The sequence below is a fragment of the Halobaculum litoreum genome, assembly GCF_030127125.1.
GTDB classification, from domain to species: domain Archaea; phylum Halobacteriota; class Halobacteria; order Halobacteriales; family Haloferacaceae; genus Halobaculum; species Halobaculum litoreum.
The window spans coordinates 1138263-1153484 of record NZ_CP126156.1; the positions used below are offsets into that span (position 1 = coordinate 1138263).

At 70.8% G+C, this 15222-nt stretch carries 15 protein-coding genes; 8 read left to right on the forward strand and 7 right to left on the reverse strand.

All coding sequences use genetic code 11. The annotated features are described in order from the left end of the window. Window positions 1-53: 53 nt before the first annotated feature. The 3 genes from P0R35_RS06135 (at window position 54) to P0R35_RS06145 (ending at window position 1776) form a co-directional block, all read left to right on the forward strand. Window positions 54-521 (forward strand): SRPBCC family protein, encoded by a 468-nt coding sequence (locus P0R35_RS06135; protein WP_284014319.1) that lies wholly within the window; start codon window positions 54-56, stop codon window positions 519-521. A 73-nt stretch (window positions 522-594) separates the two neighbouring features. Beyond that, window positions 595-1473: an S-methyl-5'-thioadenosine phosphorylase gene (mtnP, locus tag P0R35_RS06140; RefSeq protein WP_284014320.1), complete on the forward strand. Its 879-nt coding sequence runs from the start codon at window positions 595-597 to the stop codon at window positions 1471-1473. A 102-nt stretch (window positions 1474-1575) separates the two neighbouring features. Beyond that, entirely contained in the window at window positions 1576-1776 is a 201-nt protein-coding gene (locus P0R35_RS06145) for a hypothetical protein (protein WP_284014321.1), read from the forward strand. A gap of 55 nt (window positions 1777-1831) precedes the next feature. Here the strand turns inward: P0R35_RS06145 and P0R35_RS06150 are convergent, their stop codons facing one another. The 3 genes from P0R35_RS06150 to P0R35_RS06160 all read right to left on the reverse strand — a co-directional run bounded on the left by P0R35_RS06150 (window position 1832) and on the right by P0R35_RS06160 (window position 6665). Next, entirely contained in the window at window positions 1832-2686 is an 855-nt protein-coding gene (locus P0R35_RS06150) for a segregation/condensation protein A (RefSeq protein ID WP_284014322.1), read from the reverse strand. Then, window positions 2679-6266 (reverse strand): chromosome segregation protein SMC, encoded by a 3588-nt coding sequence (gene smc / locus P0R35_RS06155; RefSeq protein WP_284014323.1) that lies wholly within the window; start codon window positions 6264-6266, stop codon window positions 2679-2681. The genes P0R35_RS06150 and smc overlap by 8 nt, the downstream gene beginning before the upstream one ends. Window positions 6267-6329: 63 nt before the next feature. Then, window positions 6330-6665, reverse strand: a complete 336-nt coding sequence (locus tag P0R35_RS06160) for a DUF7518 family protein (RefSeq protein WP_284014324.1) — start codon at window positions 6663-6665, stop codon at window positions 6330-6332. Between the two features lie 273 nt (window positions 6666-6938). On the opposite strand from P0R35_RS06160, the gene P0R35_RS06165 reads away from it, so the two are divergent. Together P0R35_RS06165 and P0R35_RS06170 are read left to right on the forward strand one after the other, a co-directional pair. Further along, on the forward strand, window positions 6939-7862 hold the full coding sequence (locus tag P0R35_RS06165) for a presenilin family intramembrane aspartyl protease PSH (protein ID WP_284014325.1): 924 nt from the start codon (window positions 6939-6941) through the stop codon (window positions 7860-7862). After that, window positions 7859-8788: a presenilin family intramembrane aspartyl protease PSH gene (locus tag P0R35_RS06170; protein ID WP_284014326.1), complete on the forward strand. Its 930-nt coding sequence runs from the start codon at window positions 7859-7861 to the stop codon at window positions 8786-8788. Before P0R35_RS06165 ends, P0R35_RS06170 begins: the two co-directional genes overlap by 4 nt. Before the next feature lie 149 nt (window positions 8789-8937). On the opposite strand, the gene P0R35_RS06175 is transcribed toward P0R35_RS06170, so the two are convergent. Genes P0R35_RS06175 through P0R35_RS06185 form a run of 3 tightly spaced genes read right to left on the reverse strand, consistent with a single transcriptional unit; the run spans window position 8938 to window position 10403 of the window. After that, window positions 8938-9411 carry a PUA domain-containing protein gene (locus P0R35_RS06175; protein WP_284014327.1) on the reverse strand — a complete coding sequence of 158 codons (474 nt, stop codon included), beginning with the start codon at window positions 9409-9411 and terminating at the stop codon, window positions 8938-8940. Continuing rightward, the gene (locus P0R35_RS06180) at window positions 9408-9905 is read right to left on the reverse strand and encodes a LabA-like NYN domain-containing protein (RefSeq protein WP_284014328.1); all 498 of its coding nucleotides are present in this window, start codon (window positions 9903-9905) and stop codon (window positions 9408-9410) included. Before P0R35_RS06180 ends, P0R35_RS06175 begins: the two co-directional genes overlap by 4 nt. A gap of 57 nt (window positions 9906-9962) precedes the next feature. After that, window positions 9963-10403 (reverse strand): hypothetical protein, encoded by a 441-nt coding sequence (locus tag P0R35_RS06185; RefSeq protein WP_284014329.1) that lies wholly within the window; start codon window positions 10401-10403, stop codon window positions 9963-9965. A gap of 89 nt (window positions 10404-10492) precedes the next feature. Between P0R35_RS06185 and P0R35_RS06190 the strand changes: the two genes are divergently transcribed. Both P0R35_RS06190 and P0R35_RS06195 read left to right on the forward strand, forming a co-directional pair. Next, complete coding sequence (locus P0R35_RS06190; RefSeq protein ID WP_284014330.1) at window positions 10493-11002, forward strand: nucleoside deaminase; 510 nt, start codon at window positions 10493-10495, stop codon at window positions 11000-11002. 117 nt (window positions 11003-11119) lie between these two features. Continuing rightward, on the forward strand, window positions 11120-12100 hold the full coding sequence (locus P0R35_RS06195) for a PhzF family phenazine biosynthesis protein (RefSeq protein ID WP_284014331.1): 981 nt from the start codon (window positions 11120-11122) through the stop codon (window positions 12098-12100). 75 nt (window positions 12101-12175) lie between these two features. Here the strand turns inward: P0R35_RS06195 and P0R35_RS06200 are convergent, their stop codons facing one another. After that, window positions 12176-12700, reverse strand: coding sequence for a hypothetical protein (locus tag P0R35_RS06200; RefSeq protein ID WP_284014332.1), 525 nt, complete (start codon window positions 12698-12700; stop codon window positions 12176-12178). Between the two features lie 182 nt (window positions 12701-12882). Here P0R35_RS06200 and ppsA point away from each other — a divergent pair, with 182 nt between their 5' ends. Further along, entirely contained in the window at window positions 12883-15216 is a 2334-nt protein-coding gene (gene ppsA, locus P0R35_RS06205) for a phosphoenolpyruvate synthase (RefSeq protein WP_284014333.1), read from the forward strand. Window positions 15217-15222: the final 6 nt, after the last annotated feature.

Sequence of the window (15222 nt, forward strand, 5' to 3'; positions counted from 1 at the left end):
GTGCGAACCCTGCTCACGGAGCAGTATTTCTCCTCGCCGAGCGTACTGTGTTCGTGAACACGATCACGGTCACGACCGACATCGACGCGCCCGCCGAGGTGGTGTACGAGGTCCTCACCGACTTCGACGCCTACCCGGCGTGGAACGACTACAGCCGGATCGAGGGCGTCGCCGCCGAGGGCGAGCGACTCGCCGTCTCGCCCGGTCCCGCGGCGGGGTCGGCGCCGACGTTCCGGCCGCGCGTGCTGCGAGCCGACGGCGCCGAACTGCGGTGGCTCGGCCACCTGTGGGTCCGCGGCCTGTTCGACGGTGACCACCGCTTCCGGGTCGAGGCCGTCGCCGACGACCGCTCCCGACTCGTTCAGGACGAGCGCTTCAGGGGTCTCCTCGCGGGGCTGTTGTTCCGGCGCTACGGCGACGACTGGCGCGCGAACTTCGCGGCGGTCAACGAGGCGCTGCGGACGCGCGCGGAGACGCTCGCCGCGGCCGACTCCCCGGCCGAGCACGACGCGGCGGCGTAGCCGACTCGGGCGTCGCGCCCCCGACCGTCGATCCGTGCCCTTTAGCGCGGACCGTCCGATCCCGTAAGTACGCATGACCATCGGCTTCATCGGCGGCAGCGGCATCTACGAGGCGCTCCCGCTCACCGACACGCGCACAGAGTCCGTCACCACCCCGTTCGGCGAGCCGTCCGCCGACCTCGAGATCGGCGAGTTCGGCGACACCGGCCGCGAGGTCGTGTTCCTCCCGCGCCACGGCCCCGACCACCAGCGCTCGCCCACCGACCTCCCGTACAAGGCGAACGTCCACGCGCTGAAGCAGGCCGGCGTCGAGTACGTCATCGCCAGCAACGCGGTCGGCTCGCTCAAGGAGGAGCTACCGCCCCAAACCATCGTCGTCCCGGACCAGATCTACGACCGGACGAAGCACCGCGACCTCTCCTTCTTCGGCGACGGCATCGTCGTCCACCAGCCGTTCACGCGGCCGTACTCCCCGAAGCTCGCGGACCACCTCGCCGAGTCCGCCGAGCGCGCGCTCGACGACATCGACTCCGACTCGGACGTCGTCGACGAGGGGACGTACGTCTGCATCGAGGGGCCGCAGTACTCCACGAAGGCGGAGTCGGAGTTCTACAAGGCGCAGGGCTGGGATCTGGTCGGGATGACGGCCATCCCGGAGGCGAAGCTGGCGCGCGAGGCCGAGATGGCGTACGCGACGGTCGCGGGCGTCACCGACTACGACGTGTGGAAGCAGGACGCCGAGGTCACCCTCGAGGAGGTGCTGGAGAACGCCGCCGCCAACGAGGCGGCGATCAAAGCGACCGTCGAGGAGGCCGTCCGCACGTTCCCCGACGACATGGACTGCGAGGCGCACGGCTCGCTGGAAGGGACGATCAACACGCCCAGCGAGGCCGTCCCCGAGGAGACGCGCGAGCGCGTCGGCATCTTCGTCGACGAGTACCTCGACGACTGAACGCGGTGACGGGAGCGAAATCTCCCCAACACCGTCTACACTCCGGATCGAGTCGTCGTTCGTCCAGGTAGATTTACACGTCGTCGGGCTCGTGGCTCTTCTATGGCGATTCCCGCTGACGTCCTCCGAGAAGAACTCTCGAACATCATGTCCGAGGAGTACGACCACGCCGTCGTGTACGGCGACTTCGAGCAAGAGACCATCCTCCACGAAGGAGCAGTTCGGCTCCTCGCCAACGGCTGGATCGAACTGCCGACCGGGCGGTTGCTCTCGCCGGACGCGGTCCACCACATCGATACGTAACCCAGATCTGACGCCGACCCTGGTACCCTTCAGAAGCGAAGTGCCAGTCTGTCTCTCAGTCGGCGATCGCCTCGTCGCCGACGCCCGCGACGCCCGCGTCCCGAACCCACAGGTCGCCGAACAGGTCGTCCTGCTCCAGCGTGATCTCGCCGCGGTGCGCGAGGAAGAGGAGCGCGAGGTACGTCATCACCGCCGTCGTCCCGACGCTCGCGATCTCGCGGAACAGCACCTCCGTGCGGCCGCGTTCGTACTGCGGGCGCAGCTCGCCGCGCACGTCGTCGATGACGGCCTCGATGTCCTCCTCGTGGGTGGTGCCCGTCACGTCGTCCTCGCCGGGTTCGCCCTCCCGGCGGAGGTCGTCGGCGGTGTGGTACTCCAGCGTCTGCGTCCCGCGGGAGAACCCCTTGGGCGACCCGCTGGTGTCGTACTTGCGCGACTCCTTCCACCACGACCCGCGCTCGGCCTCCCGGAGTTCCCGGACCAACTCGTCCAGCGTCTCGGGCGACCCGCGGGTGCTCTTGCGCTCCAGCCGCCGGTCCATCTCGTCTTCCAGCGCGTCGATCGGGTCGAAGCCGTCGTCGATGGGGGCGTCGTCGGTCATCGGGCCGCGCTCGAACGCCCGCTCCCACGGCTCGAGGTCGTCCTCCGGGTCGTCGTCGTCCGCCGCGAGCATGTCGTCGGACTTCATCCGCAGGAGGACGCTGGCGTAGAACAGCGCCCGGCCGCCCGTCCGGAGGTCGGCCTCGTCGAGGCGGTCGAGGAACGCGTCGGTCACCTCGACGACGTCGATGTCCCACGGGTCGATCTCGCCCTCCTCCGCGAGATTGACGAGCAACTCGACCGGCTCGACCTCGTCGTCGTCCGTCTCGTCGGGCCGCGCGAGGTCGAGGTCGTCGGTCGTCTCAATCATCGGCCTTCGCCTCCGGCACCGGCTCGCCGTCGTCGCCCAACTGGATCCCCGTCACCGCCGAGACGTTGTCCGACTGCATCGTCACGCCGATGGCGCGCTCGGACCGCTCCAGCAGCGCCGAGCGGTGGCTGACGACGACGAACTGGGCGTCGCCCGCGAGGTCGTGGACCATCTCGCCGACGCGCTCGGCGTTGACCGCGTCGAGGAACGCGTCGACCTCGTCGAGCGCGTAGAAGGGCGCGGGGTTGTGGCGCTGGATGGCGAAGATGAACGCCAGCGCGGTCAGCGACTTCTCCCCGCCCGACATCGCGTCGAGCCGCTGGACGGGCTTGTCCGCGGGCTGGGCCTTCATCGTCAGCCCGCCCTCGAACGGGTCGTCCTCGTCCTCCAACACGAGTTCGCCCGTCCCGGCGGAGAGCCGCTGGAAGATGTCCGTGAACTGCTCGTTGATCGCGTCGAAGGCGTCCATGAACGTCGCCTTCTTCTGGGACTCGAACTGCTCGATGCGCTCCTCGATGGCCTCGCGCTCCTCGACGAGCACGTCGCGCCGCTCCTGCAGGTCCGCGAGGTCGTCGGCCACGTCGTCGTACTCGTCGATCGCGAGCATGTTTACGGGTTCGAGCGCCTCCATCTCCGACTCGAGGCGTGCGATCTCCGACTCGACGGTGTCGTGGTCGGGAATGTCGGCCGGGTCGTAGTTGCCGACCTGTTCCTCCAGGGAGTCGACCTCCCACTCCAGCCGCTCGGCGGTCTCGCGCAGCGACTCCAGCTTCGAGACGACGCGCTCGACGGCGCTCTCCTGCTCGTCGCGGGCCGACTTCGCCTCGCGGAACGCCTCCTTGACGCCCTCGCGCTCCTCCTTGAGGTCCGCGAGTTCGTCCTCCAGGTCGGCGATGGCGTCGCGCTTCTCCTCGAGGGTCGCCTCCTTCTCGGCGATGGCGTCCTCGAACTCGGCGATGCGCTCCTCGGCGTCCGCCTTCTTCGCTTGCGCCTCCTCGACGGTGTCGTGGAGGTCGTCGATGGCGTCGTCGGCGTACTGCTTCTCCAACTGGAGTTGGTTGAGGTCGCCGTCGAGGTCGTCCATCCGGTCCTCGAGGTCGTCGATCTCCGCGCGGATCTCGTCGGCCTCCGCCGACAGCTCGGGGATCTTCGAGTCGGCGAGCTCGGTCTCCAACTCCTCGATGGCGGCCTCGACCGTCTCGATCTCGTCGTCCGCCTCGGCGATCCGCCCGTCGAGCTCGGTCATCTCCTCGTCGACGGCCTCGCGCTCGGCCTCGATCTCCTCGAGGCGGTCCTCCAGTTCGTCGATGCGCGCCTCCTTCGACTCGACCTTCTCCTCGGCGCGCTCGATGTCGGACTCGATGTCGCGCACCTTCTCGGCGGCGTCCGACGCGCGCGAGCGGGCGTCCTCCAGGTCCGAGTCGACGTCCGCGATCTCGGATTTGAGCCGCTGGCGCTCGTCCTCGAGGTCGTGGATCGCCTCGGCGACGCGCTCCAGCTTCCCCTTCCCGGACTTCGAGAAGGAGTACCGCGAGCCGCCGCCCGAGCCGCCGGTCATGGCGCCGGACTTCTCGACGAGGTCGCCGTCGAGCGTCACCATCCGGTAGTTGCCCATCAGGTGGCGCGCCGTCTCCATGTCCTCGACGACCAGCGTCGATCCGAGGACGTACGAGAAGATGGGCTCGTACCGGGCGTCGTAGTCCACGATGTCGCGCGCGAAGTCGACCACGCCGGGGTCGTTCGGCAGCGACGGCAGCCCCCGGTCGTCCATCTTCGTGATCGGGAGGAACGTCGCCCGGCCCGCGTTCCGCTGTTTGAGGTAGTCGATGCAGTCGGAGCCGACGCCGTCGTCGTCGACGACGACGTTCGCGAGCCGCCCGCCCGCGGCCGTCTCACACGCCTTCGCGTACTCGCCGGGCACCGACGCCAACTCGCCGACGGGGCCGTGGACGCCGTCGAAGCCGGCGTTCTTGATCGTCGTCACCGCGCGGGGCCACGACGTGTCGCCGGAGGACCCGGCACGCGCCTCCAACTGGGAGTACTCCTGTTGCTTGGCGCGGATCTCCTCTTCGACGTCGTCCAACTCGGCTTGGTGCTCGGCCTTCTCCGAGCGCAGGTCCTCGATGACGCCGTCGATGCTGGCTTTGTTCTTCTCGGCTTTGTCGAGTTCCGAGTGGAGGTTCGAGACGCGCTGTTTCAGGGTCGGGATCGCTTCGCGCGTCTCCTGCAGTTCGTCCTCAACGTCGCCGATCTCGTTGGAGCGGCGTCGCGCGTCGTCGAGCAGGCGGTCCTTCTCGCGCTGGAGGTCGTTCTTCTCCGCGCGCAGGTCCTCCAGCGTCTCTTTCCGGTCGGCGAGGTCGGCTTTCAGCTCGTCGAACTCGGTGTCGACGGAGTCGATCTCGGCTTGCACCTCCGCCAGGTCCGACCGCTTCGTCGTCAGCGACGACTTCAGGTTCGCCTTCTCGACTTTCGTCTCGCGGATCCGCGACTCGAGGTCGTCGATCTCCTCGCCCTTCTTGTCGATGGCGACGAAGGCGTCGCGGCGCTCGTTCTCGGCCTCCCGGAGGCGCTCCTCCTGGTTCTCGATCTTCCCCTCCAGCCGCGACACCTCGCCTTTGATCTCCTCGATCTCGGCTTTGATCGCGATCTGTTCGTCCTCACCCTTGCGTTCGATCTCGCGGTTGATCTCGTCGAGGTCGGTCTCCAACTCGTCGACGCGGGCCTGCCGCTCGTCCAGTTCCGCCCGCAGCTCCTCGAGGTCGGCCTCCTTCGACGCCATCGACTCGCGCGTGCTCGCGAGGTCGGCGCGCTTCTCCTCCAACTCCGCGGCCTTGAGGTACCCCTCGTACTCCTCCTTCTCGTCGCGCAGGTCCTGGTACTGGAGGGCCGTCTCGCGCTCGTCGGCCAACTGGTCCAGCCGGTCCTCCTTCTCCTCGATGCGGAGGTCCGCCTCGTCGATGCGCTCCTCGACCGTCTCCAACTCGCCGAACGCGTCCTCCTTCTTGGCGTCGAACTCCGCGACGCCGGCGATCTCGTCGACGATCCCCCGCCGTTCGTACGGGGTCATGTTGATGATGTCCGTGACGTCGCCCTGCATGACGACGTTGTACCCCTCCGGCGTGACGCCCGCCTGCGCGAGCAGGTCCTGGATGTCCGAGAGGTTCACCGAGCGCCCGTTGAGGTAGTAGTACGAGTAGTAGTTGTCGTCGGTCTCTTTCACCCGCCGCTTGATCGTGATCCGCTCGTGGTCGTCGATGTCCTCGCTGCCGGCGGCGCTGACGACCTGCGACCGGTCCAGTTCGCCGTCCGAGTTGTCGAGGACGACCTCGACGCTGGCCTCGCGGGCGCCGGAGGGCCCCTCGCCGTCCTCGTAGCCGGGGTTGTAGATCAGGTCGGTGAGCTTCTCGGCGCGGATGCCGCGCGTGCGGGCGAGGCCGAGCGCGAACAACACCCCGTCGATGATGTTCGACTTGCCGGAGCCGTTCGGCCCCGTGATGACCGTGAAGTCCTCGTAGAAGGGGATCCGCGTCGGCCGCCCGAAGCTCTTGAAGTTGTCCAGGACGAGTTCTGTGATGTGCATGTGTGTCTGGAGCGTGGTGTGTGAACGCCGCGGCGCCTCGCTCCGGGGGCGCCCGCGGTCCGCTTACGCGACGATGATGTCGTCGGAGTCGTCCTCGGACGAGTCCGACTCGTCGACGGTCTCCCCGTCGGCGCCTCGTGCCGCCTGCTGTGCCTCGTTCTCCTCGTCGGCCATGACCGCGCCGTTCTCGCCGTCGGCCGCCTCCCCGTTGGCGGCCGACTCGTTCGGCACGAACTCGGCGTTCGGGTTGCGGTTCGGCGACGCGGGCTCCTCGACCTCCGTCGACCGCTCCAACTGTGCGATCCGCTCTTTCGACTCGACCAGTTCCTCGGTCAGTCCGTCGACCGCGGCCTGCAGCTCAGCGACCTGTTTCTCGAGGTCGTCGACCCGGTTTCCCATACACCGTGACAAGCCTCCATCGGGATAAACCTGCGTCAGACATCCGAACGCCGCCCGTAGTGGCCGTATCGCTTGATATCGGACGATTCGAGCGGCGAACGGTCGGATACTCGATCCCGGGCGGTAAACTCCTCCGCGCTATACGAAATGTGGCGGCGGCGGCGATCCCGCGGCTGCCGCGCCGTCGGGCGAAGCGCGCCGCTCGTGGCGGTCGGGAGCGGGACAGCCCCGGAACCACAACCCCCAAACGGGGGGCACGTCAACCCTCGGGCGATGAACACGCGCTCGCTCCGCGGCGTCCTCCTCGCGGGGCTGTTGTTCCTCGTCGTCCACGTCGGCGCGGTGTCGCTGGCGCCCACGTTCGAGGCGGCGGGGTACCAGACGGTCGAGGACCCGCAGAACCCGACCAACTCGGCGCTGTACCTCGGCGCCATCCTCGTCGTCACCGCGCTGATGCTCGCGGCGTTCAAGTACGACTTCGACTGGGCGGTTCGCCTCGTCATCGTCGGCTCGTCGGGCCTGCTGTCGTGGTACGTGTTCTCGGTGTTCCTGCCGGGGACCGCGGCGCTGCTCGCGGCGGGCCTCGTCGCCGTCGCGCTGCTCGTCTACCCCGAGTGGTACGTCATCGACTCGGCGGGCGCCCTGATGGGCGCGGGGGCGGCGGGGCTGTTCGGCATCTCCTTCGGGCTGCTCCCGGCCATCGTGCTGCTCACGGTGCTGGCCGTGTACGACGCGATCTCGGTGTACGGCACCGAGCACATGCTCGACCTCGCGGAGGGCGTGCTCGACCTCAACATCCCGGTCGTGCTCGTCATCCCGCTGGAGTGGTCGTACTCCCTCCTCGCGGAGGACGCGACCGAGGGCGCCACGGAGGGGACCGACGAGGCAGAGCGGGACGTCTTCTTCATCGGCCTCGGTGACGCGGTGATGCCCGCCGTGATGGCCGCCTCCGCGGCGTTCTGGCTCCCCCAGCAGGCGTTCGGCCTCCCGTACGTCCCCGCGATGGGGCTGCCGGCGCTGACGTCCATCGTCGGCACGTTCGTCGGGCTGGCCGTGCTCCTCCGGATGGTGCTGAAGGGCCGCCCGCACGCCGGGCTCCCCCTCCTCAACGGCGGCGCCATCGGCGGCTACCTGCTCGGCGCCGTCGTCGCCGGCGTCCCGTTGGCGCAGGCGCTGGGCGTCGCACGGTACCTGTGAGCGGGCCGTCGCCCTCCACGGCGCGAACCGTCGGCGCACGCCTCCGTGACCCGCGGGTGCGCGGCGCGCTCGGCGTCGGCGCCCTGTTCCTCGCGGTGCAACTGCTCGCGCTGGCGGCGGCTCCGCGGCTCGCCGACGCCGGCGTCAGCTACGGGGCGGGCGGCGACGCGCTCGTCCCCCTCGTCCTCGGACTAGCGCTCGGGACGGCGCTCTCGCTGGCGGTCGTCCGCTACGGCGCGAGCCGGCGCCTCGTGCGCGGCGTGATGCTCCTGTCGCTCGGCGCGGCCCAGTGGTTCGCCCTCTCGGCGTTCCTCGGCGCCGTCGGCGGTGCGGTCGCCGCGGCGGCGGGGACGGCGCTCGCGTGGCGCGTCCCCCGCCCGGCCGTCCGCAACGCCGTGGCGGTGGTCGGCGTCGCCGGCGGCGCCGCGCTGTTCGGGGCGAGCCTCGCGCCGGCGTACGTCGCCGTCGCCCTCGTGCTCGCGGCGGCGTACGACGCCTACGCCGTGTACGGCTCCGGACACATGCTCGACATGGCCGACGCGAGCGCCGACCTCCGCGTGCCGTCGATGTTCGTCGTCCCCACCGACGACGGCTACGACGACGAGACCGCCACCGTCACCGGCGGGGGACGCCCCGCGGCGACGCTGTTGGGCGCCGGCGACGCGCTGTTCCCCGCGATGCTGACGGCGAGCGTCGGGGTCGCGTCCCGCTGGGAACTGTACGCGCCGGCCCCGTTCGTCGCGACCGGGCTGCCGGTCGTCGGCGAGTTCCACCTCGCGGTGCTGGGACCGCTGGTCGGGTCGCTCGTCGGGCTCGCGGCGCTCCAGGCGTTCGTCCACCGCCGCCGGGGCGTCCACGCCGGGCTCCCGTTCGTCAACGGCGGCGCGCTCGCCGGGTGGCTCCTCGCGGCGGCGGCGGCACTGTGAGCGGTCCCCCGGCGGGTCGCCGCCACACGGCGATCTGCCGACAAGTTTTTCTCCGGGCTGTCCTCAGCGCCGCACGCGGGAGGCCCGCGTGTTCGGGTCGCCACACACTCCCCGAGCGGGGTGCGCGGGTGCCCGCGTCCCGGGCGTCGTCACTCCTGACCGGCGCCCGACCTCACTTTCACCGCCATCCCCGACGCGAAGTCCCGCATCTCCGCGGCGGCCAACTCGGCCCGGCCGACGCCGAGCACGGTGCCGTCCTCGTGGACGACGACCACCTCGTCGCGCGGGCGCACGTCCGCGCCCACCTCGCCGACGAACTTCGCGAACACGTTCTTGCCGTCGCGCACGAACGGGGCTGACTCGTCGCCGACGACCACGGCGTAACTCGGGTGCGGCAGCGCCGATCGGAGCCGGCGGCCGCCCTCGACGCCCAGCGTGAAGCGACCGTCGGTGCCGTACGAGACGATCCGGCCGTCGTCGCAGGTGACCTGTCGCGGGCGGCCGCTCGTCGACCGGCGGACGGTCACCGCGTCGTCGCTCGGGAACAGCGCGTCGCCCGCGCCGGCGCCGAACTGGTAGTCCGCGGTGACCCGGAGGTCGGCGAGGCCGGTGTGGCCGCTCATAGCAGGAACGTGTCCTCGCGCTCGCTCATGTCGATGAACGAGTCGGCCGCGGCCTTCAGGTCCGCCGCCGCGGACTCCTCGAACGCGACGACCTCGACGCGGACGCCCTCGTGGCGGAGGTGCGAGCACAGCCGCGAGAAGTCCGCGTCGCCGCTACAGAGGACGAGCGTGTCGACGTGGTCGGCGAGCGTCACGGCGTCGAGGCTGATCCCGACGTCCCAGTCGGCCTTCTTCGAGCCGTCGCCGAACGTCTTGATGTCCTTGATCTTCGTCTCGAAGCCGATGTCGCGCAGCGCCTCGAAGAACGACTCCTCGTCGGGCGAGTCCGCGCGGATGACGTACGCGATCGCGCGGGTGAGCTGGCGGCCCATCACGGCCTTCTCCAGCATCTTCGCGTAGTCGACGTTCCGGGAGTAGACGCTCTGTGCGGAGTGATAGAGGTTCTGCGAGTCGGCCAACACGGCGACCCGTTGCCCCTCGTGGATGTCGGTCATTACCTGTGCGTGTGTGAGGTCCCGGATAGTCCTGTCGGGGCGCGACGCCCCGCCCCGTCACGCGGCGGGCGACTCGCCCGACCCGCCCGCGTCGAAGGCGAGTCGGTAGCAGCCGAGCGCGACGGGCGGGGCCGCCGCGGCGGCCCACAGCACCTGCGTGACCGGGTCCGGCGGGGCGAACAGCACCGCCGCGACGAGCGCCGTCCAGCCGCCGACGGCGACGCTCGCGGCGACGCGCTCGCGGCGCGCCGTCGGGCGGTCCCGGTCGCGACGCCGGGCGTACACGCCGACGTACCACAACAGCACCGGCCACGCCGCGACGGCACCGACCCCCCACAGGGACGGGTGTCGCGATCCGCGGGCCGACGCGTCCGTGGTCACGGCGTACACGGTCGCGAGCGCGGTGCAGGTGGCGATCGTGACGCCCAGCGCCACGGCGACCGGAAACCACCAGACGGCGACGGAGATCGGAGGGATCGGCGGGGGACCGACGGGCACGGATCGATCGCGTGTCGGGGCCGCAATAACCGTTCCGGCAGCCGACACGACGCCGATAGCTACACGGCGTCCGGCGATCAAGCGGTGGTATGGCAACGCCGCCCGAGCGACTGCCGACGCGGTTCGCAGACTGTTCCCACGAGGACCACGTGCGCGAGGCGATCGAGTTGGCACGTAGCGCCGCCGAACGCGGGGACGACCCGTACGGCTCCGTACTCGTCCGCGCCGCCGAGGACGCCGTCGTGATGACCGAGCGCAACGCCGTCGAGACCGAGAACGACGTCCGTCGCCACCCGGAGCTGACGCTCGCGCACCGCGCCGCCCGCGAGTTCTCGCCCGCACAGCGCCGCGACCTCGTCATGTACACCAGCACCGAGCCGTGTCCGATGTGCGCGGGCGGGATCGCCCACGTCGGCCTCGGCGCGGTCGTCCACGCCACGTCCGCCGAACGCGGCGCCGAACTGTACGGGCGCGACTCCTGGCTCCCGTCGAGCGAGGTGTACGAACGCCTCGGCAGCGACGTCGTCGCCGCGGGGCCGGTGTTGCCCGAGGCGGGCGACGAGGTCCACCGCACGTTCGGCGGGGTCGCCGACGACTGACCGGACGGAATCGCCCGACGGCGGCCCGGATCGGAGCACCGCCGTCGTCGACCCGGCGGCGCGCCGTCGCCCGCGGAACCACCGGGTGTTTTATCGGGCCGGGGCGGAGGGGAGGCCATGACCGATGAGCCGGATCCGACCGACGTCGACCGCCGGGAGGCGGCGCTCGTCGACGCGTTCACGACGGAGCCGACGGCGGGGAACGTCGCCGGGGTGGTGCCCGACGCCGCGGGGCTGGCCGACGACCAGCTGCGGGCGATCGCGCGGGAACTGAACGCCAGCGAGACGGCCTTCTGCCTCCCGTCGGACGACGCCGACCGGCGCGTGCGCTACTTCTCGCCGACGACCGAGGTGGACCTGTGCGGGCACGCGACGGTCGCGCTCCACGCGCGGCTGTTCGAGACGGGCGCGATCGACGCCGGCACGCACACACTGGAGACGAACGCGGGCGAGATCGAGGTCGAAGTGACCGACGCGGGGCGCGTCTGGATGACGCAGCACCCCCCGACGGTGTACGAGGTCGACGTCGACTACGACCGCCTCGGCGACGTGTTGGGCGTCACGCCCGAGGCGTTCCGCGACGTCGGCGCGGCGCTCCCCGTCGCGTACGCCACCGCCGGCCTGCCGTTCCTCGTGGTGCCGGTGAACTTCCTCGAACACCTCGGCGACGTGGCGCCCGACTTCGACGCCGTCGAGGCGCTCGCGGCCGAGCACGACGCGGCGGGCGTGTACGCGTTCACGTTCGACGCGCTCGGCCCGGAGTCGACGGTGCACGGGCGCTGTTTCGTCCCCGGCCTCGGCATCGACGAGGACCCCGTCACGGGCACCGCCAGCGGCGCCTGCGGCGCGTATCTCGACCACTTCGCCGCGTTCAGCGGCGGCGACACGAGCGACGTCCCCGGCGGCGCGGGCGACGCCGCGGGCTCCGACACCCCCGCGGAACTGGTGTTCGAACAGGGGCACTACGTCGACCGGCCCGGCACGGTCCGGGTGCGCGTCGACGGCGCCGCGCCGTCGGTCGGCGGCGACGCCGTGACCGCGTTCGAGGGGTCGATCCGCGTCCCCGACTCGGCCGACGACGAGATCATCGAGATCTGAGGCCGCGGCTCCGATCCGCGTCGCTGTGGTACGGTTTTCCGATAACGCCTTCGTGAGCGACGAACCGCGCTACGCTCACCGGCTCCGTCGTTGTGCCGCCTCGAGCGCGTCTTCGGGCGACCGGTCGGGCGTCGCCGCCGGGTTCGCCGCGAGGTACGCCTCGGCGTCGCCGATGGTCGCCTCGTTCTCCAGCCCGTACGAGCGCGCCGTCTCGGCGTCGGCGCTCGCGTCGACCACGTCGGGCACGTCGGTGCGGTCCTCGGGGTCCTCCGAGACGTGGCGCCGGACGATGATCGCCGCCGTGATGGCGGCGACGACGGCGCCCACGGCGAGGCCGTACGTCCCGGCGAACAGCCAGCCGGCGGCCGGGAGGCCGACCGCCGCGACCGGCACCAACGCGAGCACGAGCCGGCGGCGCGAGCGCCCGCGCCGCTCGTAGGCGGTGACGATCGACGACCCCGCGCCCGCGGGGACGACTCGGTGGACGGGGCCGTGGTCCTCCTCGTACCGGAGGACGTCCCAGCGGTCGGCCGCGGCGGCCGCGAGGTACGGCTCCTCGGGCGGGTCGCCGTCCCGACCGTTCGATGCGGTGTCGCTCATGGCCACGACTGCGTGACGGCGCGTCGAAAACCCCCCGGTCGCGACCCGCCGTCGCCCGCGTCCCGGCACCCCCGAGACGGCCGGAGAACGCTCGATAGGTACTCGGAACCGAGTACGGATTGTTTCGCGGTTGCGGCGGTCGGAACCTTCTTGGTTCAGTCTTCGGTCTTCCCCGATACGAAATGGCTGTACTTTGGCTGGACGACGTCACCGCCGACGACCTGGACACCGTCGGCGGGAAGGGGGCCTCGTTGGGGGAGCTGACCGGCGCGGGCCTGCCCGTGCCGCCGGGGTTCGTAGTCACCGCGGGCACCTACCGGACGTTCATCGAGGAGGCGGGCATCGACGAGGAGCTGTTCGCCGCCATGGAGATCGACCCGGAGGACTCGGCGGCGCTGCGCGCGGCCGAGGCGACCGCCCGCGACCTCATCCTCGGCACCGACCTGCCCGAGTCGGTCCGCACGGAGGTGCTCGACGCCTACCGCTCGATGGGCGACGGCGACGCGTTCGTCGCCGTCCGCTCGTCGGCGACCGCCGAGGACCTCCCGGACGCCTCCTTCGCCGGCCAACAGGAGACGTTCCTCAACGTCCGCGAGGAGGCCCTGATCGAGCGCGTGAAGGAGTGTTGGGCCTCGCTGTTCTCCCAGCGCGCCATCTACTACCGCCAGCAGAAGGGGTTCCCCCACAGCGAGGTCGACATCGCCGTCGTCGTCCAGCGGATGGTCGACGCCGAGAAGTCGGGCGTGATGTTCACCTCCCACCCGTCGACGGGCGAACCGGAGATCATCATCGAGGCCGCGTGGGGCCTCGGCGAGGCGGTCGTCTCCGGCTCCGTCTCCCCGGACAACTACGTCGTCGACCGCGAGACGGCCGCCGTCGAGGACGTGACCGTCGCCGACAAGAAGCTCCTGATGGAGAAGGACCCCGAGACCGGCGAGACCGTCGAGCGCGCGGTCGAGGAGGAGCGACGGACCGCACGGGTGCTCGAGGACGCCGAGATCGAACGGCTCGTCGAGCTTGGCCGGCGGGTCGAGGACCACTACGGCACGCCGCAGGACGTCGAGTGGGCGGTGTACGACGGCGAGGTGTACATGCTCCAGTCGCGGCCGATCACCACCATCTCCGAGGCGGCCGGCGCGTCGTCGTCGCCGTCGGGACAGGAGCGCGAGGCCGCGACGAACGGCGGCGTCGACGCCGGCGACGGGAGCGGCGCCGCGACCGCGGCGGCCGACGGCGCCGACGACGAGGTGATCCTGCGCGGACTGGGCGCCTCGCCCGGCATCGTCTCCGGCACCGTCCGGATCGTCACGAAGCTCGACCACCTCGACCAGGTCGCCGAGGGCGACATCATCGTGACCGAGATGACCATGCCGGACATGGTGCCCGCGATGAAGCGCGCCGTCGGCATCGTCACCGACGAGGGCGGGATGACCAGCCACGCCGCCATCGTCTCCCGCGAGTTGGGCGTCCCCGCGGTCGTCGGCACCGGGTCGGCGACGAGCGCGCTGTCGGACGGCCAGTCGGTCACCATCGACGGCGACAAGGGGACGATCCGCCGCGGGACGGCGACGAAGACCGAGGAGCAACACGAGCCGGTCGAGGCCGTCCGGCCGGAGACCCCCGTCAAGCCGATGACCGCGACGGAGGTGAAGGTGAACGTCTCCATCCCGGAGGCCGCCGAGCGCGCCGCCGCGACCGGGGCCGACGGCGTCGGCCTCCTCCGCATCGAGCACATGGTGCTGTCGCTGGGCGTCACGCCCGAGAAGTACATCGCCGACCACGGCGCCGACGCGTACGTCGAGGAGCTCGTCGCCGGCATCCGCGAGGTCGCCGAGGAGTTCTACCCGCGCCCCGTCCGCGCGCGGACGCTCGACGCCCCCACCGACGAGTTCCGCGAGTTGGAGGGGGGCGAACACGAGCCGAACGAGCACAACCCGATGCTCGGGTGGCGCGGCATCCGCCGCTCGCTCGACAAGCCCGACGTGTTCGAACAGGAGCTGCGGGCGTTCAAGCGCCTGTACGAGATGGGGTACGACAACGTCGAGCTGATGCTCCCGCTCGTCAACGACGCGAGCGACGTCGAGACGGCCGTCGAGCACATGGAAGCGGTCGGCATCGACCCCGAGAAGCGCCGCTGGGGCGTGATGATCGAGACGCCCGCGAGCGCCCTCTCCATCGAGGAACTCGCCGCGTGCGGCATCGACTTCGCCTCCTTCGGGACGAACGACCTCACACAGTACACGCTCGCCGTCGACCGCAACAACGGCAACGTCGCCGACCGGTTCGACGAACTCCACCCGGCGGTGCTGTCGCTCATCGGCGACGTGATCGAGTCGTGCCGGGAGTTGGGTGTCGACACGAGCATCTGCGGGCAGGCCGGCTCCAAGCCCGCGATGGTCGACTTCCTCGTCGAGAAGGGCGTCACCAGCATCTCCGCCAACATCGACGCCGTCCGCGACGTGCAACACGAGGTCAAGCGGACCGAACAGAAGCTGATCCTCGACGACATCCGGTAACGAACC

Excerpts from the sequence above, each read along its gene's own strand:
- P0R35_RS06165 (WP_284014325.1), top strand. The coding sequence starts at position 6,939 with ATGAACACGCGCTCGCTCCGCGGCGTCCTCCTCGCGGGGCTGTTGTTC.
- mtnP (WP_284014320.1), top strand. The coding sequence starts at position 595 with ATGACCATCGGCTTCATCGGCGGCAGCGGCATCTACGAGGCGCTCCCG.
- P0R35_RS06200 (WP_284014332.1), bottom strand. The coding sequence starts at position 12,700 with ATGAGCGACACCGCATCGAACGGTCGGGACGGCGACCCGCCCGAGGAG.
- P0R35_RS06160 (WP_284014324.1), bottom strand. The coding sequence starts at position 6,665 with ATGGGAAACCGGGTCGACGACCTCGAGAAACAGGTCGCTGAGCTGCAG.
- P0R35_RS06175 (WP_284014327.1), bottom strand. The coding sequence starts at position 9,411 with ATGAGCGGCCACACCGGCCTCGCCGACCTCCGGGTCACCGCGGACTAC.
- ppsA (WP_284014333.1), top strand. The coding sequence starts at position 12,883 with ATGGCTGTACTTTGGCTGGACGACGTCACCGCCGACGACCTGGACACC.
- P0R35_RS06190 (WP_284014330.1), top strand. The coding sequence starts at position 10,493 with ATGGCAACGCCGCCCGAGCGACTGCCGACGCGGTTCGCAGACTGTTCC.
- P0R35_RS06195 (WP_284014331.1), top strand. The coding sequence starts at position 11,120 with ATGACCGATGAGCCGGATCCGACCGACGTCGACCGCCGGGAGGCGGCG.
- P0R35_RS06145 (WP_284014321.1), top strand. The coding sequence starts at position 1,576 with ATGGCGATTCCCGCTGACGTCCTCCGAGAAGAACTCTCGAACATCATG.
- P0R35_RS06150 (WP_284014322.1), bottom strand. The coding sequence starts at position 2,686 with ATGATTGAGACGACCGACGACCTCGACCTCGCGCGGCCCGACGAGACG.
- P0R35_RS06180 (WP_284014328.1), bottom strand. The coding sequence starts at position 9,905 with ATGACCGACATCCACGAGGGGCAACGGGTCGCCGTGTTGGCCGACTCG.
- smc (WP_284014323.1), bottom strand. The coding sequence starts at position 6,266 with ATGCACATCACAGAACTCGTCCTGGACAACTTCAAGAGCTTCGGGCGG.